The sequence below is a fragment of the Cyclobacterium xiamenense genome, assembly GCF_042140265.1.
GTDB lineage: Bacteria > Bacteroidota > Bacteroidia > Cytophagales > Cyclobacteriaceae > Cyclobacterium > Cyclobacterium xiamenense_A.
The window spans coordinates 2,206,116-2,224,193 of record NZ_CP159481.1; the positions used below are offsets into that span (position 1 = coordinate 2,206,116).

Genomic DNA, 18,078 nt, shown 5'->3' on the forward strand with positions numbered 1-18,078 from the left:
AGAATACGTGTTTTTGTAAGGAATGCCCACATTTAAAGGAAATTTCTTTCAAAGCGTAAAATCTTGGTGTATTTTTCAGAATTGCACCGACTAAACCCCGCATGAAACCGAAAATAACCGCGGCCTTGTTTCTTATAGGTCTTTTTTATGCGTTTTCCCCCACACGGGCCCAGGAAAACCGCTCCTACCTGCAGGCACCTCAGGTGTACCTGAAAGGCAGCTATGCCCCCCGGCACCAGGCAGACCAACGTCAATTTTCCGGTATACCCAGTCTGGCCCTTACCGCAGACAGGCAGCAAATGTGGTCGGTTTGGTACGCCGGACCGAGTCCCGGGGAAGACGAAAACAACTACGTGGTACTGGCCTACAGCAAAGATGCCGGAGAGAGCTGGGAAGAGCTTTTGGTGATCGATCCCGATGGTTCCGGTCCGGTCCGGGCATTTGATCCGGAAATATGGTTCGATCCTACGGGGAAATTATGGGTTTTCTGGGCCCAAACCATCGGGATGGACGGAACGGAGGCCGGCGTATGGACCATGACGGCCGATCTGGGTTCCCCGGGTGAAGCCAATTGGTCCGCACCCCAACGGCTCACCGATGGCATCATGATGTGCAAGCCTACGGTATTGAGCACCGGGGAATGGGTCTTGCCTGCGTCGACCTGGCGGTTAACGGACAATAGTGCCAAAATGGTAGTTTCTGCGGATCAGGGAAAAACCTGGCAGGTAAGGGGCGCCATTCATGTGCCCCAGGCGAACCGGGTTTACGACGAACACCAATTTGTAGAGAAAAAGGACGGCAAGCTTTGGGCGCTGCTGCGAACCAACTATGGCATCGGAGAAAGCTATTCTACGGACGGGGGAAGGCGTTGGTCCCCCTTGCAGCCCGCTATGTTTTCCCATCCGAGCGCCCGCTTTTTTATTCGCCGCCTCCATTCCGGAAACCTGCTCCTGATAAAGCACGGGCCATTGACCCAGCGGACCGGACGCTCCCACCTGATGGCCTTTGTTTCCCGTGACGATGGGCTTACCTGGTCCCGGGGGCTTCTGCTGGACCAACGCTCCGGTGTATCCTACCCGGACGGACAGCAGTCGGAGGACGGAACCATTCACCTGGTATACGACCGCGACCGCACGGGTGCGCGGGAAATTTTGAAGGTGACTTTTCGGGAGGAGGACGTGTGGGATAGCGCCCACGACGAAGCGATGTACCGGGTATTTCGGTCGAGAAAAATCATCAGTAGTAAATCAAAAAGCGAATGAACACAGGTATCCGGCTAGGCGTATTACTTGTTCTGGCGTTTTTGCCAAAGGCGGGCCAGGGGCAGGAGGGGCGAAGTTCCCTGGCTACCGGTCCCTGGATGCGGCATACGATTGACGATACCTCCCTGGGATCGGACGGTACCAAAGCGGCAGATGTGAACGCCGACGGGAAGCTTGACCTGGTGGTAGGCTGGGAGGAAGGTGGAGTGGCGCGTGTGTACCTGCAGCCAGCGGATCCCAAAAAAACCTGGCCCTACGTGGAAGTACCTGCGCCGGATGTGGAGGATGCGTTTGCTGCCGACCTGGACGGTGACGGACAGTGGGATCTGATCACCTGCTCGGAGGGCGCGCATCAGCGAGTCACCATCCATTGGGCTCCCGCTGATCCCGAAAAATACCTGGATTCGGAAGCCTGGCGGTCCGAAGCCATTCCAGCCACCTTGGGAAAGACCCGATGGATGTTTGGAAGGGCAGCGGATCTGGATGGACTGAACGGCCCGGATTTGCTTGTCGGATCCAAGGATCCCAATGGGACCATCGGCTGGTTGGAGGCTCCGGCGGATCCGCGAAACATGGAGGGGTGGGTGTATCACGAGATTTCTCCGGCGGGTTGGATCATGTCCATCGAATGGGTAGATATGAACGGTAACGGTAGGCCGGACCTGTTAATTACCGACAGAAAAGGATCGCTTCGGGGCCTTCGTTGGTTTGAAAATCCAGGTTTTTCCGGCGTTCGGGGTGGTTGGAGGCCTCATGTGTTAGGCATGCGCGCCGGTGAACCCATGTTTTTGGGTAGGGAACCCGGTACCGATGCGCCACCACAGGCCATCGTTGTCGCGGATTTGCTGGAAGGGTGGGCGCTTTTTCGCCGGCAGGGCGAACGTTGGCTTTCCGAGTGGCGGGCTTATCCGGAAGGTGTGGGAACCCGAGGCAAATCCGCCCTACTGACGGATCTGGATGGTGACGGAAAAACGGACCTCATTTTCTCCTTTGAGGGGGCCCTGGGAAAATCCGGTTTGGCGGCACTCATGGATTTTCGGGCAAATTCCCCGAAGCTGGTAGACATCAGCGGTCCGGAGGGCGTCAAGTACGATTTTGTTACGGCCATCGATCTGGATGAAGACGGGGATCCCGACCTGATTACTTCCGAGGAAACAGCCGCAGACGGAAGTAAAAAAGGGCTGGGTGTAATTTGGTACGAAAACCCGGCAAAATAAGCCGGTTGTCGGGAATAAATTTCTTAATCAGGCATGGGCCCGATTGGAAGAATTTGGCGTACTAATTCCGGGCAGGACCGCAATTCGGTCCAAGGTACCGGCAAGAGAAGAAGTGAATAACTAGATATACGTATGATAAAAGAAGTTTACCTGGTAGCAAGCGGCGATCTGCGATTGGCAGCCAATCAAACCTGCTGGCAGGCGCAAGAAGAAATGGAGGCAAAGCTGGGGCGCGTTTTCAGCGAAATGGGCGTGGAGGTGATCCGAGCCCATCCCTATGAGGCGGAAAAAGGCCATGGTTTCATCGATTCCCAGAAAATGGGAATGCAGGTTTTTCGCAACCTGGATCCGGCCAAGCCTCTGGTAGTTGCCGAAAGTGTCTGGCAATATTCCCACCACGTCCTGGCCGGACTGACGACACACAAAGGGCCGATTTTGACGCTGGCCAACTGGGACGGGCAATGGCCCGGCCTGGTAGGGATGCTGAACCTGAACGGTTCGTTGACCAAAGCAGGGGTGTCCTATTCCAGCCTTTGGAGTCGGGATTTTTCCGATGACTTTTTCCTCAATGGGCTGAAGGAATGGATTTTCTCTGGAAAAGTGACCCATGACCTGCGCCATGTACGGGACTTCGATCCGGCGGCTTTTCCGGAAGGACCTGCCGAAACGGGCCGTCGTTTTGCCCGTGAATTTCGCAAGCAAAAAGCGATCATGGGGGTGTTTGACGAAGGTTGCATGGGGATGTTTAATGCCATTATTCCGGATCATTTGCTGCATCCCACCGGGATTTTTAAGGAACGGCTAAGCCAGTCTACGCTCTATGCCGCCATGAAAACCGTTTCGGAAGAAGAGGCGGCCCAGGTGCTGGCCTGGTTGCTGGACCGGGGGATGACCTTTGTCTGGGGAGAGGATCCTGCCACGGAGCTTACGAAAGCACAGACGCTGGAGCAGTGCAAAATGTACGTTGCCGCCCTGCGGCTTGCGGAGGAGTTTGGCTGCGATACCGTCGGGATCCAATACCAGCAAGGCTTGAAGGATTTGACCCCCGCCAGCGATTTGGCAGAGGGCTTGCTGAATTGTACGGAACGACCGCCGGTCCTCGGAAGGGAGGGAAAAGAAATCCTACCGGGAAAAGCACTCCCTCATTTCAATGAAGTAGACGAATGTGCCGGACTGGACAGCTTGCTTACCTATCGGTTATGGGAGCAACTGGGCCTGGAAGGAGACAACACCCTGCACGATCTCCGCTATGGGGAGGACTATTCGCTGGCAGACGGAGAAGCTTTTGTCTGGGTGTTTCTGATATCCGGAGCGGCTCCGGCATCGCATTTTACCGGTGGGTATGCCGGGGCTAGTAGCGAGCGACAGCCCCCGATGTATTTTCACCTGGGTGGGGGTAGCCTGAAAGGAGTCAGCAAACCCGGCTACATTGTCTGGAGCCGGGTATACATCATGAATGACCGGCTGCATTGCGATATCGGTACCGGAGAGGTAGCAGCATTGCCCCCGGAGGAAACCCAACGCCGTTGGGACATGACCACGCCACAATGGCCCATCATGCACGGGGTGTTGCATGGCGTGAGTAGGGATCAAATGATGGCGCGCCACAAGGCCAACCACATTCAGGTGGTCTATGCGCCAAGTAAAGAAAAAGCGCTGGAGGCATGCATTGCAAAAGCCGCAGCCATGGATGAACTAGGAATAAAAACAGCATTATGTGGTATCGGGTAAAAATGATTTTCGCAACGGTTATGGGGTCTTCCGCAATTGCCCTGACATTGGTTGGCTGCGGTGGAGAACCCACCTCTCAAACCGAACACAACCAGAAACCAAACGACATTACCGGGAATTACTACTTACCTCCCAAAGCAGTGGTAGGCGAGGGGGCACTGGTGCATGCGGAGTTGATTTATCCCCTGGATAATCGGCCCACGCCGCAGGTACATGCGTCCACGTTGGTAGAGACATCCGAAGGGATCGTAGCGGCCTTTTTTTCCGGAACCCACGAGCGCAATCCAGACGTTGGCATCCGGGTGAGCCACCTGGAAAACGGTACCTGGTCCTGGCCCGAAGAAGTAGTCAATGGGGTACAAAACGACAGCCTCCGGTACCCCTGCTGGAATCCCGTCCTTTTTCAGCCGGAGCAGGGTCCCTTGATGTTGTTTTATAAAGTGGGGCCAACTCCCCGCGATTGGTGGGGAATGTTGATCACCTCGGAAGACAACGGCAAAACCTGGTCATCTCCTGTGAGGCTGGGTGAGGATCCGGCGATCGGAGCGTTGCTGGGGCCTGTAAAAAACAAGCCCGTACAGCTGGAAGACGGCACGATCATCAGTCCTTCCAGTACCGAAATCGAAGCCGATGGGGAGACCTTCTGGAAAGTACACTTTGAGATCAGCAAGGACATGGGCAAGACCTGGCAGGTGGTGGGACCCATCAACGATGGGGTAGCTTTTGATGCCATCCAGCCCAGTGTATTGATTCACGAAGACGGTGCCCTGCAGGTACTTTGCCGTACCCGGCAGAACGTGATTGCCGAAAGCTGGTCCAGGGATCAGGGACAAACCTGGTCCGAAATGGAAGCGACTCCCTTACCGAATCCCAATTCCGGTACGGATGCAGTGACGCTGCAGGACGGAAGACATCTGCTGGTTTACAATCATAGCACCAAAGAGGGAGAGGAGCCCAAAGGCAGAAATATCCTCAACCTGGCGATTTCGGAAGACGGAAAGACCTGGCATCCCTTCATGACGCTGGAAAACGAACCCAACAACGCCGGATACAGCTATCCGGCCATCATTCAGGCCGAAGACGGCATGGTGCACCTAACGTACACGTACGACCGCATATCGGTAAAATATGCAGTCATCGATCCATCAAAAATTTAAAGAAACTGCCAGCTACTACTGGTTTTTATCGCTACACGAAGTAGGAACACGATACATGCAACGAGACTTAATCAAACAGCCACTCCGGGGAATCGTTCCCCCGGTGGCCACGTTATTACTGGACGATACCCGCCTGGACACCGAGAGCATGGAGAAGCTATTGGCCCACCTCATGGATGGTGGCGTACAGGGCCTGTTTATTCTGGGCACCACGGGAGAATGTACCAACCTATCCTACGCCATGCGGCGGGAATTGATACAGCTGACCTGCCGGGAAGCGAACCAGCGCCTTCCTGTATTGGTGGGTGTGACCGACACATCGTTTCAGGAGAGTCTGCGGTTGGCAGTTGTGGCCCGGGATGCCGGAGCGGATGCTGTGGTGGCTGCTCCCCCGTATTACTTTGGTCTGGGGGAGCGCGAGGTTCTGGCGTATTTCAAGAAACTTGCCGACGAGCTGCCACTGCCCCTTTACCTGTACAACATGCCCTCGCATACGAAAACCATGCTAAGTCAAAATACCGTGATTGAGCTGTCCCGGCACCCCAATATTTTGGGATTGAAAGACAGTTCGGGCAATGCCGTGTACTTCAATGCCATGGCCCATGCTTTTCGTGAGGAGCCGGATTTTACCCTGCTGGTGGGTCCGGAAGAAATGTTGGCATCTGCGGTGCTGATGGGAGGCCACGGAGGCGTAAGTGGGGGTGCAAATATGTTCCCAAAACTATACGTGGACCTGTACGAGGCGGCAGCAGCTGGTAATTTACCGGAGGTGGCGCGGTTGCAAGCGATGGTGATGGAGATTTCCGCGGAACTTTACAACCTGGGAAGCTATGGATCGAGTTTTCTGAAGGGCTTGAAAGCGGGTTTGCACTACCTGGGTTTCGGAAATGGATTGCTCGCAGCTCCCCTGACGGCCTTCGAAGGGGAGCGGTTGACCGAAATACAGGAAAAGTTGCCCCGATTGGCTGCGTACCACTATTGCTTTAAAAACCGATAAATTCAAATTCAGGTAACCGATGAGTCTACCCATTATTGATTTAGTTGTATTTTTGGCCTATATGTTGGCGATTGTTCTGTTTGGTGCCTCCTTTTATTTTAAGAAGCGTTCCTCTGAAGATTTCATCACGGGAGGGGGCAAACTCCCTTCCTGGGCGATTGGCATGTCTATCTTTGCCACCTTTGTCAGCAGCATTAGCTTTTTGGCGTTGCCAGGAAACGCCTACCTTTCCAATTGGAACGGTTTTGTCTTTAGTCTTTCCATTCCCATTGCCGCCGTACTGGCGGTGAAGTTCTTTGTTCCACTTTACCGGGGTATCAAAAGTCCTTCGGCCTATTATTACCTGGAGACAAGGTTTGGCGCCTGGGCAAGGACCTATGCCTCGGTTTGTTACCTGCTGACGCAATTGGCACGCATGGGGGCAATCATGTACCTGCTGGCGCTGCCCATGAACGTCTTGTTCGGTTGGAGCGTACCGGTAATTATTGTCATCACCGGAATCAGCGTACTCATTTACGCGATCATGGGAGGTTTTGAAGCGGTGATCTGGACGGATGCCATTCAGGGCATCATTTTGATCAGCGGTGCAGTGGCCTGTTTGGGTATCATCTTTTTTTCCATGCCCGAGGGGCCCGGTCAGGTGTTTGCCATCGCTTCGGAGCACCAAAAATTCAGCCTCGGTAGCTTCGGATTTAGTTTTTCGGAGGCTACCTTTTGGGTCATCCTAATTTATGGACTCTTCATCAATTTGCAAAATTTCGGCGTGGATCAAAACTATGTACAACGGTACCTGAGCGCCAAGACCGACAAAGAGGCTGTAAAATCTACCTTATTGGGCAGTTTGCTTTATGTGCCGGTATCGTTGTTGTTTTTCTTTATCGGAACCGCCCTGTTTGCATACTACCAGGCATCGCCGGATTTGTTGCCGGCAGAATTTAGGGGTAGCGAACAGGCCGATAAGGTATTTCCCTATTTTATTGTCAATGGCTTGCCGGTGGGGATGACCGGTCTGTTGATCGCTTCTATCTTTGCAGCAGGGATGAGTACCATCTCTACCAGCATCAACAGTTCGGCGACGATCATTCTGACCGATCATTTCAAAAAGTACCTTTTGCCGGACCTACCGGAAAAAGCAGAAATGAAGGTATTGGTCATCGCTTCCCTGGTAATGGGTTGTCTCAGCATCGTGATCGCCATCGCCTTTAATGGGGTGACGAGTGCGCTGGATGCCTGGTGGGCACTTTCTGCCATTTTTAGCGGAGGTATTTTGGGCTTGTTTTTATTAGGGTTTATCGGCAGGAATATTCGGCAAAAATACGCCGCCATTGGCGTAATACTTGGCGTGTTGCTCATCGGGTGGATGAGTCTATCGCCGGTAATCCTGGATGAGGGAATGGCTTTCAGAAGCCCGTTTCATGCCAATCTAACCATTGTCTTCGGCACCCTGGTCATCTTTTTGGTTGGATTTCTATTGTCCGCAGTCGCCAATCGAAAAAAGGCAGCTTAGGACGCTGTTTCCTCTTTCTTTGGAATTCCTCTGGAGGAATAGATCAGCATGCTGATGATGATGAGCAGCACGAATAGCACCGCGTATTCAAACTGCATCCAGATATCGGACCGGGCTTTGATGCGGTAACTCAGGTTGGTGAGTTTTTCACCTTCTCTGAGCTGGATTTTCGAAAGCTCTCTCAAATCGTAAAAAACCCGTTCGAAGTCCGTATTGAACTTTTCCACCGTCGTTTGGTAGTTTTGTTCCGATTCTTCCAGATCGGTAAAATAACTTTCAATCTCCAGTTTTTCCGTAATCAGGGATTTGAATTCCTTTAAGTATTCAGACTCTTTGGGCGTGAGGTGTGTTTCCTCAAACGAAGAAATGATGTTGAGTATTTGATCGTGGTAATCCATCACTTGTTTCTTCACCGAAAGGTATTGTTCCAGCGATTCGGTATCCGCTACCAGCAAACGCATGCGAAAAAGGAGCTCGGTTATATTGAAAATGTAGTCCTGTACCACCAGCCGGTCTTCGTATACGGTGACGAAGGAGGCTTCCAATTCATCCACGTTGCTTTTGTCCACAAGACTTTTTGCAAAAATCAGAAACAGTACCAGGGACAGCGCAATGGCTATCTTGATTTTAAATGCTTTAGAAGAACGGTCAGTCATTGTTATTACTATTTGGTGCGTGAATTAGTTGCTTCCGGCTTCCTGAGAAACGCCTGCTTAAATATACCTGCGAAAAGCAACATACTTGCAAAAAACAATCATTTTATTTCCAGATTTTTTATTTTTCTATCGTTTTCAATAAAGAAAAAATAAACCGAATTAGCAATTTACCCCGCACAATAACCGCTTACAGAGGGAAAATATTCAGGCGATGGGTAAGGTAAACGTAAATTTACTTCCCTTACCGGGTTCGCTTTCGACGTGGATTTCTCCTCCGTTTTTGTGAATGAAATCCTTGGTGAGTTGGAGCCCCAGACCCGTCCCTTTTTCCCCGGCGGTACCATAGCGGTGTTTTTCCTTCAGGACGGGTGTAAACAATCGGGACAGGGTGGTGTTGTCCATGCCGATGCCGTCATCCTGAATAGAGATTTCCCAGAAGGAATCGTTGATTTTGTTGCTAGAAATAGAGACCTGACCGCCTCGGTTGGTAAATTTCAAGGCATTGTTCAGCAGGTTTCTGACGATTAGATTGCATTGTTCCCGGTCTGCCAGGCAATTGGTTCGCGGAGAAAGCTGGTCGAGAATGGTAATGTCCTTCGCTTCCGACACCGGTTTGTAAAGGCCGATATTTTCTTTGACAACTTTATTGAGAGATACTTTCTCCGTGTCCGTTACAATTCCTTTCATTTGGCTTTTTGCCCAATGTAACAGGTTGATCAAGGTGAAATGTACCTGCTCGACCTCGTCTCTTAGCTGTGCCGATACCAACAGAAATTCCTCCTGGCTCAACTTTTCATCGACCACGTATTGCATCAGGCCTTTTAGGCTATTGATCGGGCTTTTGAGGTCGTGGCCGACGATGCTGAAAAGCTTGTCCTTGGTTTGATTTACCTCGAATAGCTGATTGGCCACTTTCTCAATTTCATTTTTCTGCTGCAGGATTTTTTTATTGAGCTTCTCCAACTCGTTTTTTTGCCGCGTCACGACGCCTCTCGCTTTTACCTGATAGCGGATGGATCGAAGCGCCACGAAAAAGGCAATCAACAAGATCACCAGGATAATGGTAGTGCCGATCCGCAGCCGTTGTTCCATCCGGGCCTCATTCAGAAGCTCGTTTTCCCGTTGTTGCCGGACGAGTTCGGCCTGCTTTTTTTCGAAGTCATACTCTGCGGCCAGTTTCTGAATCTTCTTATCGGTCTCCTGATTCAATATACTGTCCTGGTAGGCTTTGTGTAGCTTGAAATGGTACAGGGCTTCGGTGGGTTTTTTTTGCAGCTCGTTCAGTTCGCTTAGCAACAAATGAGCCTGCTGTAGCACGGATTTGAGATTGCTTTCCATCGCCATTTCCAAGCTTTTCTGAAAAGCATCTCTGGCGGCATACAGTTTCCCCAAATTCATCTGCGCTTCGCCGATGCCCAGGTAATCTTCGGCTGTACCTGCCTTGTCGTTTCGCTCCTGGTCCAGGCTCAGACTCGATTCAAAATGGAACAATGCCTCCGGATAGTTTTTCTGTATCAGGGCGATTTCACCCATATTGAAATGACTTACGGATACCAGTTGTTTGTTGTCCATCTTTTTCCCGATGGCCAGTGTAGACTGAAAGTTTTCCAGGGCACGTTCGTAGGCACCGGTGTGCATGTATACATCTCCCAGGTTTAGCATGGAAGAAGCGATACCCAGCGGGTTGTTTGCTTCTCTGCGTATCTCCAGCGCTCGTTGGTGGTAATCGAGGGCTTTGTCGGTATCTCCCAAATCCAGAAACACCAGGCCCAGATTACTCAGGGTGCTGCTTTGCTCGATTTTCGATAGGTGCCGTTCTTTTATTTCCAGGGCCTGATAGTAGGTGTCCACCGATTTATCCAAAATCCCCCGGTCGTGATAGCTAAGGCCCATGCTATTGTAGGTATTGGCCAGCCCCTTCCAGTATTGGTTTTTTTTGGCCATGCCCAGCGCCTCCTCAAAAAAGCCCATGGCTTGCTCGTAGTCGCCTCGCACGTTGTGGGACGCTCCGATGTTTCGATAGGCATCGACCATGCCTTCAAGGTAGCCTATCTTTTCGCTGGCGTTCAGGCTTTTCATTCCCAAAAGAAAGGTACTGTCGGGATCCACGTTGTAGTACAGTTCTCCCAATCGATTGATCAAGTCGATATACGATTTGTTCGGAGAAAAATTTTCCCGGCGTTCGATGTCCTGCAATTGCCATTTCATGGAATCAATCGTTTCTCTCTGGCCAAAAGAGTAGGACGACCAGGTAACTGCAACAAAGGTTACTGAGAGAAAAAGAATTTTCGAATTCAAGATCACTTTCAAGATTCCGTGTAATTGATTTTTGATACCACTAGCAAATTTAGTTGCAAAAATGGTGCAATTTTGGGATTATGTACGCATTAGAGCCGGTTTCTTTCATACAGGTTTGAACACAGAGAATTTACCTATTTATATCCTATCAAAATTAACTTCGGTTCAGAAATGTTCAGAAATCTTTAATCTAAAAAATAAACCAAATAACTGTAGGGCTGGATCTGAATACGGCCCTAATTTATTCATTTTCATTTAATTTTTGTTTTAATTTAAATAATTAAGCAGATAAAATCGGCAATTTTTTATGCCTGCCTGATAATTTACCGGGGCATGGCACTATTTTGAGGCCTGCATTCCCCTGCAAAATACTGATTTTCTGTTTTTTACCTCCGATGCCTTCCGGTTCTATCCAAAAGGCCCCGGATCGGCCGGTTACCGGCAGGGGCAAACGCAGCAATTTGAGCCCTGAATTTCACAAGCTACCGTTTTATTTTTAGTTTTACCGACGAAATGCGAACATACCCATCCATGAAAAACATAGATCCCACCACCACAAAGGCCTGGAAATCCCTTTCCGAGGCGGCCAAGGAGCCCATTGTCATCAAAGAGCTGTTCCAAACGGATTCAGCAAGGTTCGATACTTACCAGGTACGATTCAAGGAAATCCTATTGGATTATTCCAAAAATCGGATTACGGACGATATCCGACAAAAATTGCTGGATTTGGCCGAACAGACCCAGGTAAAAGCGGCCATCGAAGCCATGTTTGAGGGCAAACTGATCAATGGTACCGAAAACCGGGCAGTACTGCACACCGCATTGAGAAACCGATCGAATACCCCTGTTTACGTGGACGGGAAAAACGTAATGCCGGAAGTAAACAAGGTTCTGGAAAAAATGCGAATTTTTTCGGAAAAGGTTTCCAAGGGGGTGTGGAAAGGATATACGGGAAAACCCATCACTGCGCTGGTGAATATTGGCATCGGAGGAAGTGACCTGGGACCCGTCATGGTAACGGAGGCGCTTAAGCCCTTCCAGTTTCCCCACCTGAAGACATACTTTGTATCCAACGTAGATGGCTCCCATATCACCGAGGTGCTGAAACAGGTAAATCCGGAAACCACCCTGTTTTTTATCGCCTCGAAGACCTTCACCACGCAGGAAACGATGACCAACGCCCATACGGCTCGCGATTGGTTTTTGGAAAATGCCCGGGATAAGGAAGAGGTAGCCAAGCATTTTGTGGCCCTTTCGACCAATGGCAATGCCGTACGCGAATTCGGCATTGATCTCAACAACATGTTTGAATTTTGGGATTGGGTGGGAGGAAGGTACTCGCTCTGGTCGGCAATCGGCCTTACGATCGCCTGCTCGATCGGGTTTGACAACTTCCGAAAACTGCTGGAAGGTGCGCATGCCATGGATACCCATTTTAGAACTGAACCCTTTGAACGGAACATGCCGGTGTTACTGGCCCTGATTGGAATCTGGAATACCAATTTTCTGGGAGCTGCCTCCGAAGCGATTCTTCCGTACGATCAGTACATGCACCGGTTTCCTGCTTATTTTCAGCAGGGAAATATGGAAAGCAACGGCAAATACATTGACCGGGAAGGTCGGCAGGTCAGCTATACCACCGGCCCGATCATCTGGGGCGAGCCGGGTACCAACGGCCAACATGCCTTTTACCAATTGATCCATCAGGGAACCCAGTTGGTGCCTTGCGACTTTATTGCCCCTGCACACACCCACAATCCCATCGGCGATCACCACCTCAAATTGATGTCCAATTTTTTTGCACAGACAGAAGCCCTGATGAATGGAAAATCGCTGAAAGAAGTGAGGGAGGAGATGGAAAAGGAAGGGAAAGCTCCCGAGATCATCGACAAAATTGCTCCTCACCGGGTGTTTGAAGGCAACCGACCCACCAACTCGATTTTGGTGAAGAAGATCAATCCCTCAACCTTGGGCGCCTTGATCGCTCTCTACGAGCACAAGATTTTTGTTCAGGGAGTGATATGGAATATTTACAGCTTTGATCAGTGGGGCGTGGAATTGGGGAAAGTGCTCGCCAAATCCGTTTTGTCCGATTTGGTTTCGCCGGATGAAGTCACCGGGCACGATGCATCTACCAATGGACTGATCAACGCGTTCAAAAAATTCCGACAGGAGTAATACGTTCCAGCCGTTCTCCTCCGCTGAATCAGGTTATTTGGTTGTGGCTGATGGACTTTTGTCGGGTGGATTTAAACCGGGGCTCCTTTTTGGGGAGCAACTTTTCGTGTTTGGTAGGCCGGTTTTGTACCCGTTTTCTCCAACGGCGAAAGGCTCCCGGTTTTAGTTCGCGACGCATCAGGCGGATGACCTCCTTTTCGGTGAGCTCAAATTGGCGGAAGATGGCCTCGAAGGGGGTTCGATCTTCCCAGGCCATTTCCACGATGCGGTCCAGTTCTTCGGTCGGTCGTTCCATGTCTGGTAAACTTTTATTTGCGCCAATGGTTTTCCGGGTATGGAAGAAATTACCCTGGTTTGGCTGAAAAGAGACCTGAGGATGCGGGACCATGCTCCGCTGAAACGGGCCATAGAACGGGGGCTCCCGATTTTGCTGGTTTTCTTCGCAGAACCCTCCTTGCTGCGTGCCGCTCAAAGCGATCCCCGGCATTGGCGCTTTGTATGGGAGGGTTTGTGCGAGATGAACGAAGCCCTGAAGCCATTGGGAACAAAGATTCTGAGCATGCATTCGGAGGTCCTTCCGGCCTTGTCGCTCATTCGGCAACATTTTTCCATCCGCCACTTGTATTCTCACCAAGAGACCGGTATCCGCCTTACCTACGAGCGGGACAAAGCGGTGAAAAAGTTTTGTCGTTCCGAGGGAATTGCCTGGCATGAATTCCGGCAGCAGGGTGTAGAGCGGGGGAGGAAAAACCGTGACGGCTGGACCGAGCAATGGGAAGCATTTATGAACCGGCCCCTGGAAAATCCGGATTGGGGCTGCGGTAGTTTTCTGAACCCCGAGCGACTGGACTTTCTGAGGGAGGCCTTTTGGAAGCAGCCCCCGGCTCCCAATCCCCCGGGTATGCAGCAGGGGGGCGAAAACAAAGCCATTCGATACCTTCGTGGCTTTCTGGAAGAACGGGTCGTGGGGTACAGTCGGCACATCAGCAAACCGGAGGCAAGTCGCAGGAGTTGTTCCCGGCTTTCTCCCTACCTTGCCTGGGGCAACCTCTCGATGCGGCAGGTGTTTCAGGCGGCGGAGGCCTTGCGCAAAAGCGGTCGGTATGCCGGCCAGCTCAGGAATTTTCAATCCCGACTCCGCTGGCATTGCCATTTCATCCAAAAGTTTGAAATGGAGCCTGGGATGGAGTCGGTCCCCATCAATGCTGGCTTTAGCGACTACGGGTACGATAAAAATCCCGCTCTGCTGGACGCCTGGAAGCAGGGGACTACCGGCTTTCCGTTGGTGGATGCCTGCATGCGCTGCCTGACCGAGACGGGTTACCTGAATTTCCGCATGCGGGCCATGCTGGTCTCCTTCCTCAGCCATCAGCTGCACCTGGACTGGCGGGAGGGAGCGGCCCATTTGGCCCGGCTGTTTTTGGATTTCGAACCCGGCATCCACTATCCGCAGTTGCAGATGCAGGCGGGTGTCACCGGCATCAATCAGGTGCGGATTTACAACCCCATCAAACAGTCCAGGGAGCAGGATCCGGAGGGTCTCTTTATCAAAAAATGGGTGCCGGAGTTGGCGGACATTCCCATTCCGTATATCCACGAACCCTGGAAAATACCGCCCATTGAGCAACAATTTTACCGGTTCAGGCTGGGCGAAACCTACCCTTTACCGGTAGTGGATCTGGAGCGGGCTTCAAAAAAAGCGCGCGAAACCATCTGGAAAGCGCAATCCCTGCCCCAAGTAAAGGCCGATGCGAAACGAATCCTTGCCAAGCATACCCTGGCAAAACGCTGGCGGTAAGGGTTACCAGCGGTTGATTCGGTCGATGATGTATTCCTGCTGCTCCGCGCTCAGCGCCGGATGAAGGGGCAGACTGAGGGTTTGCTGATGAATTTTCTCGGTTACCGGCAAGCGGTATCCCTGTAGCAGCGAGGCGAAAGCCGGCTGCCGATGCGGGGGCCTCGGATAATGCAAGGCCGTTTCGATGCCCTGTTCCGCCAAAAAAGCGCGCAGGGAGTCCCTTTTTTTGGTCAAAACGGTAAACAGGTGCCAGGTATGGTGAAAAGGCCGGTATTCTGGTCCCGGGAGAAGCAAATCGGGATGCCTGATCTGCTCCAGGTAGCGGGCAGCGAGCACCGCCCGGTTTTGGTTGTCCCTATCCAAATGGGGCAACTTCACCCGTAAAGCAGCGGCCTGAATCTCGTCCATCCTAAAATTGAATCCGGTATAGGCATACCGGTGTTTTTCGGTACTACCGTAATGCGCCAGGGCCCGTACGCAACCGGCCAATTCCGGATCGTTTGTAGTCACGGCGCCGGCATCCCCCAGCGCGCCCAGGTTTTTGGTGGGGTAAAAGCTATGGGCCGCGGCATGCCCCAGGTTGCCCGTTTTTTTGTTGCCCCATCGGCTTCCCGCAGCCTGCGCATTGTCTTCGATCAGCAGCAGGCCCCGGGATTTTGCCCAATCGGCAATTGCTTCCGAGTAGGCAGTTCTCCCGTAAAGGTGGACGAGCACCAATGCTTTGGTCTTCCCACCCACCGAACGTTGCAGGCTCCGTAGGTCCGGTAGGAACGTCGGTAGTTCGGCGTCCACCGGCACCGGCACCATGCCCTGATTGACGATCGCTAGCAAGGTGGCAATAAAGGTGTTGGCTGGAACCAGTATTTCGTCGGTTGGCTGCAGCAGACCCAGTTCCCGATAACCTCGCAGAATGAGCTCCAGGGCATTGGTGCCGTTGCTCACCGCCAGGACATGCTGGGTACCGACAAAGGCTCCGAATTCCTGCTCAAATTGCCGGGTCTGTGCTCCCTCCAAATACTGCCCTTCCTGCACTACTTCCAGGGCAGACCGGCTCAGCTGCGGCTCGTAGCGCTGATTGATGGCCTTCAGGTCGAGAAAGGGGATGTAGGTGCTGGATTTCATGGAAAACAAGATTCCTGTTGAATGCGGGAAAACGAGCGAATCCAAATCGGGAAACACACTATTTCCCCGTTCATTTCCTTTATGTTGGGATATTTCATTTATTGCCGGAAAATTGGTCTCTTTTCACCTACCAAAGGTAGGTATTAAAACGAATTCATGATACACTATCTTTACCTGCTGCTTTTTGCGGTGTTGGCCTCCTGCTCGTTTCGGGGGATTACCGTGAGCGAAAACATTCGCTACATGGAGGAAGGCTTCCTTGGGGAATTGCCGGAAAAGCACCTTTCGTTATTCATTCCCAAAAAAGCAGCGGCACCCCTGCCGGTGCTGGTCTTTGTTCAGGGGGGAAGTTGGCGATCGGGAAATAAGGAGCGGTACGGTTTTTTCGGCAGACGGATGGCCCGTCGGGGGATTTTGACCGTCATCATCGATTACCCGCTGAGTCCTGCCTATCAGGTGCATGCCATGGGCCTGGCCACGGCCAAAGCCCTGGATTGGGTCGCCACCCACATCGGGGATTATGGAGGCGACCCCGGTCGGATCGTGGTGTCGGGCCACTCGGCGGGCGGGCACCTTGCTGCACTGGTGACGCTCAACAATCGGTATTTTGAGCGACTGGGGGTGGATAATCCGGTAGCTGGCGCCGCACTGATCGACGCGGCCGGCTTGGACATGTACCATTACCTCAGGGAACAGGCCTATGCGCCAGGGACGTCGCATCTCAAGACGTTTACGGATGATCCCGAGGTATGGAAAGCGGCATCGCCGATCTACTTCCTACACGAGGACATGCCCCCCCTTGCTCATCCTGATGGGTGGAAAAACCTACGAAAGCATTCTGGAAGGAACCAGGCGTTTTATGGATGCCTACCGGGAATTTGAGGACGATCCGAATTTCAACTACCAAAAAAATAAACGGCACGTAGCCATGATGGCGCAGTTTCTGTACACGCCCGGAAGGGCATTTCGCTGGGTGCGGGATTTTGTACAGGAAATCGACTGATCCTCGGGGGTTGATCCGGGGTCTTTCGTTCCTTTACCGGATAGGAAAGGCTTACCTTGGTTGAGAGGCGAACACGTCAATGCGGGTACGGTCTTCCAGCTGGTAGGGTGCACCTACCAACTCCAGGCTGCCGTCTGTGCCCATGACCAACCCGGCAGCTGCTTTGAAATCCACCGGCTGTCCGGGGTAAAAGACCTTTCCCGCTAATTTTTGGATGGTAGCCCCGGGTGTATGCAGCAGGAGCTCAAACAAGTCCGCATAGTGATTTCCCTGCTCGTCTCTGCCTGTACCGACCAGGTACAGGCGCTCCTGCTGATCGGTAAACAAGTTGATGTTTTGGTAGGAATTCCAAACCGGGTCCGACCAGGAGGAGCGGGAATGGGCCTTCATGTCCAGGCTGAATTCCAGCACAAAAGAGCCGCTCCCCTTCTCAAACGCGGCTTTGGGGCAGCTGTAGATATCCAGGTTTCTACTGTCCCAGTTTGCTACCAGTAGCCATAATTTTTTCCGGTAGGCGGTAAGTCCAACGGCCCCGGCCGTGACCCGTTCGTAGGCTCCCTCCCGGGGGAGGGTGTAGCGCGGTAGGGCCCAGGGATTAGCGGCCTGCAGGTCGTAGATCTGTACACGCGAAATCGTTCGTTTTTGGTTGTCCTCAATTCCTACCGCCAGGTACCTGCCGTAAATCTGAAAGCCCCCTGCGTGGCGAAAGGGGGCAGGCATCAGGCGATCCACCCCCAGGATCCGATTGCTTTGTGTGTTTCCCAGGGCCATGTAGCTGTGTGTTTCCGTACTGCCGCTCAGGTACAGAAGTGAATCTCCCCAGCGCTGAATTCCCTGCAGGTGTCCACCGCTTGGGTCAAATGTCCGGTGATATTCGAGAAAAATTGTTTGCGTAGGTTCGGTAGGCAAATCGTGAAAGACCTGCTCGAAACTAGGTACAAGGTGTAGGTCTGTGGATTGAGCCCTACTTGTAGACGAGAGCAGGAAGGCGATGGGAACTAAAGCTGCAAAAACAAATTTCATTTCCTCCGGTTTATTGATCGCTGTAAAGGTAGCGGATACGGGATAATTGACAAGTGTTTGTTTCGGTTTTGATCGGCGGACAGGTGGCCTACCGGGATCAGGTGGTGCATCGGGAGCGTTCGGCGGCAA

Annotated in this window: 15 protein-coding genes; 10 read left to right on the forward strand and 5 right to left on the reverse strand. The window is 52.1% G+C overall.

Annotated elements, in window-relative coordinates; all coding sequences use genetic code 11:
- Positions 1–101 precede the first annotated feature (101 nt).
- The 6 genes from ABWH99_RS09430 (at position 102) to ABWH99_RS09455 (ending at position 7,871) form a co-directional block, all read left to right on the forward strand.
- The gene (locus tag ABWH99_RS09430; RefSeq protein WP_375586028.1) at positions 102–1,262 is read left to right on the forward strand and encodes a sialidase family protein; all 1,161 of its coding nucleotides are present in this window, start codon (positions 102–104) and stop codon (positions 1,260–1,262) included.
- On the forward strand, positions 1,259–2,479 hold the full coding sequence (locus tag ABWH99_RS09435; protein ID WP_375586029.1) for an FG-GAP repeat domain-containing protein: 1,221 nt from the start codon (positions 1,259–1,261) through the stop codon (positions 2,477–2,479). Before ABWH99_RS09430 ends, ABWH99_RS09435 begins: the two co-directional genes overlap by 4 nt.
- 132 nt (positions 2,480–2,611) lie before the next feature.
- Entirely contained in the window at positions 2,612–4,210 is a 1,599-nt protein-coding gene (locus ABWH99_RS09440) for a fucose isomerase (RefSeq protein WP_375586030.1), read from the forward strand.
- Between the two features lie 2 nt (positions 4,211–4,212).
- The gene (locus ABWH99_RS09445) at positions 4,213–5,367 is read left to right on the forward strand and encodes an exo-alpha-sialidase (RefSeq protein WP_375586031.1); all 1,155 of its coding nucleotides are present in this window, start codon (positions 4,213–4,215) and stop codon (positions 5,365–5,367) included.
- Entirely contained in the window at positions 5,339–6,364 is a 1,026-nt protein-coding gene (locus tag ABWH99_RS09450) for a dihydrodipicolinate synthase family protein (RefSeq protein ID WP_375586032.1), read from the forward strand. Before ABWH99_RS09445 ends, ABWH99_RS09450 begins: the two co-directional genes overlap by 29 nt.
- A 19-nt stretch (positions 6,365–6,383) precedes the next feature.
- Entirely contained in the window at positions 6,384–7,871 is a 1,488-nt protein-coding gene (locus ABWH99_RS09455) for a sodium:solute symporter (protein ID WP_375586033.1), read from the forward strand.
- Here the strand turns inward: ABWH99_RS09455 and ABWH99_RS09460 are convergent.
- Complete coding sequence (locus ABWH99_RS09460) at positions 7,868–8,527, reverse strand: MCP four helix bundle domain-containing protein (protein ID WP_375586034.1); 660 nt, start codon at positions 8,525–8,527, stop codon at positions 7,868–7,870. The genes ABWH99_RS09455 and ABWH99_RS09460 overlap by 4 nt on opposite strands.
- A gap of 204 nt (positions 8,528–8,731) precedes the next feature.
- Positions 8,732–10,735, reverse strand: a complete 2,004-nt coding sequence (locus tag ABWH99_RS09465) for a tetratricopeptide repeat protein (RefSeq protein WP_375586035.1) — start codon at positions 10,733–10,735, stop codon at positions 8,732–8,734.
- 621 nt (positions 10,736–11,356) lie between these two features.
- Here ABWH99_RS09465 and pgi point away from each other — a divergent pair.
- Positions 11,357–13,003 carry a glucose-6-phosphate isomerase gene (gene pgi, locus ABWH99_RS09470; RefSeq protein ID WP_375586036.1) on the forward strand — a complete coding sequence of 549 codons (1,647 nt, stop codon included), beginning with the start codon at positions 11,357–11,359 and terminating at the stop codon, positions 13,001–13,003.
- A gap of 28 nt (positions 13,004–13,031) precedes the next feature.
- Here the strand turns inward: pgi and ABWH99_RS09475 are convergent, their stop codons facing one another.
- Positions 13,032–13,298 (reverse strand): TIGR03643 family protein, encoded by a 267-nt coding sequence (locus tag ABWH99_RS09475; protein ID WP_375586037.1) that lies wholly within the window; start codon positions 13,296–13,298, stop codon positions 13,032–13,034.
- A 39-nt stretch (positions 13,299–13,337) separates the two neighbouring features.
- On the opposite strand from ABWH99_RS09475, the gene ABWH99_RS09480 reads away from it, so the two are divergent.
- Positions 13,338–14,801 (forward strand): deoxyribodipyrimidine photo-lyase/cryptochrome family protein, encoded by a 1,464-nt coding sequence (locus tag ABWH99_RS09480; protein WP_375586038.1) that lies wholly within the window; start codon positions 13,338–13,340, stop codon positions 14,799–14,801.
- A 3-nt stretch (positions 14,802–14,804) separates the two neighbouring features.
- Here the strand turns inward: ABWH99_RS09480 and ABWH99_RS09485 are convergent, their stop codons facing one another.
- Positions 14,805–15,923 (reverse strand): DegT/DnrJ/EryC1/StrS family aminotransferase, encoded by a 1,119-nt coding sequence (locus tag ABWH99_RS09485; RefSeq protein WP_375586039.1) that lies wholly within the window; start codon positions 15,921–15,923, stop codon positions 14,805–14,807.
- 156 nt (positions 15,924–16,079) lie between these two features.
- Here ABWH99_RS09485 and ABWH99_RS09490 point away from each other — a divergent pair, with 156 nt between their 5' ends.
- Positions 16,080–16,805, forward strand: a complete 726-nt coding sequence (locus ABWH99_RS09490) for an alpha/beta hydrolase (RefSeq protein WP_375586040.1) — start codon at positions 16,080–16,082, stop codon at positions 16,803–16,805.
- Positions 16,783–16,926, forward strand: coding sequence for a hypothetical protein (locus tag ABWH99_RS09495; protein ID WP_375586041.1), 144 nt, complete (start codon positions 16,783–16,785; stop codon positions 16,924–16,926). The genes ABWH99_RS09490 and ABWH99_RS09495 overlap by 23 nt, the downstream gene beginning before the upstream one ends.
- A gap of 51 nt (positions 16,927–16,977) precedes the next feature.
- Here the strand turns inward: ABWH99_RS09495 and ABWH99_RS09500 are convergent, their stop codons facing one another.
- Entirely contained in the window at positions 16,978–17,949 is a 972-nt protein-coding gene (locus tag ABWH99_RS09500) for a hypothetical protein (protein WP_375586042.1), read from the reverse strand.
- Positions 17,950–18,078 lie beyond the last annotated feature (129 nt).

Excerpts from the sequence above, each read along its gene's own strand:
- ABWH99_RS09430 (WP_375586028.1), top strand. The coding sequence starts at position 102 with ATGAAACCGAAAATAACCGCGGCCTTGTTTCTTATAGGTCTTTTTTAT.
- ABWH99_RS09435 (WP_375586029.1), top strand. The coding sequence starts at position 1,259 with ATGAACACAGGTATCCGGCTAGGCGTATTACTTGTTCTGGCGTTTTTG.
- ABWH99_RS09440 (WP_375586030.1), top strand. The coding sequence starts at position 2,612 with ATGATAAAAGAAGTTTACCTGGTAGCAAGCGGCGATCTGCGATTGGCA.
- ABWH99_RS09445 (WP_375586031.1), top strand. The coding sequence starts at position 4,213 with ATGATTTTCGCAACGGTTATGGGGTCTTCCGCAATTGCCCTGACATTG.
- ABWH99_RS09450 (WP_375586032.1), top strand. The coding sequence starts at position 5,339 with ATGCAGTCATCGATCCATCAAAAATTTAAAGAAACTGCCAGCTACTAC.
- ABWH99_RS09455 (WP_375586033.1), top strand. The coding sequence starts at position 6,384 with ATGAGTCTACCCATTATTGATTTAGTTGTATTTTTGGCCTATATGTTG.
- ABWH99_RS09460 (WP_375586034.1), bottom strand. The coding sequence starts at position 8,527 with ATGACTGACCGTTCTTCTAAAGCATTTAAAATCAAGATAGCCATTGCG.
- ABWH99_RS09465 (WP_375586035.1), bottom strand. The coding sequence starts at position 10,735 with ATGAAATGGCAATTGCAGGACATCGAACGCCGGGAAAATTTTTCTCCG.
- pgi (WP_375586036.1), top strand. The coding sequence starts at position 11,357 with ATGAAAAACATAGATCCCACCACCACAAAGGCCTGGAAATCCCTTTCC.
- ABWH99_RS09475 (WP_375586037.1), bottom strand. The coding sequence starts at position 13,298 with ATGGAACGACCGACCGAAGAACTGGACCGCATCGTGGAAATGGCCTGG.
- ABWH99_RS09480 (WP_375586038.1), top strand. The coding sequence starts at position 13,338 with ATGGAAGAAATTACCCTGGTTTGGCTGAAAAGAGACCTGAGGATGCGG.
- ABWH99_RS09485 (WP_375586039.1), bottom strand. The coding sequence starts at position 15,923 with ATGAAATCCAGCACCTACATCCCCTTTCTCGACCTGAAGGCCATCAAT.
- ABWH99_RS09490 (WP_375586040.1), top strand. The coding sequence starts at position 16,080 with ATGATACACTATCTTTACCTGCTGCTTTTTGCGGTGTTGGCCTCCTGC.
- ABWH99_RS09495 (WP_375586041.1), top strand. The coding sequence starts at position 16,783 with ATGGATGCCTACCGGGAATTTGAGGACGATCCGAATTTCAACTACCAA.
- ABWH99_RS09500 (WP_375586042.1), bottom strand. The coding sequence starts at position 17,949 with ATGAAATTTGTTTTTGCAGCTTTAGTTCCCATCGCCTTCCTGCTCTCG.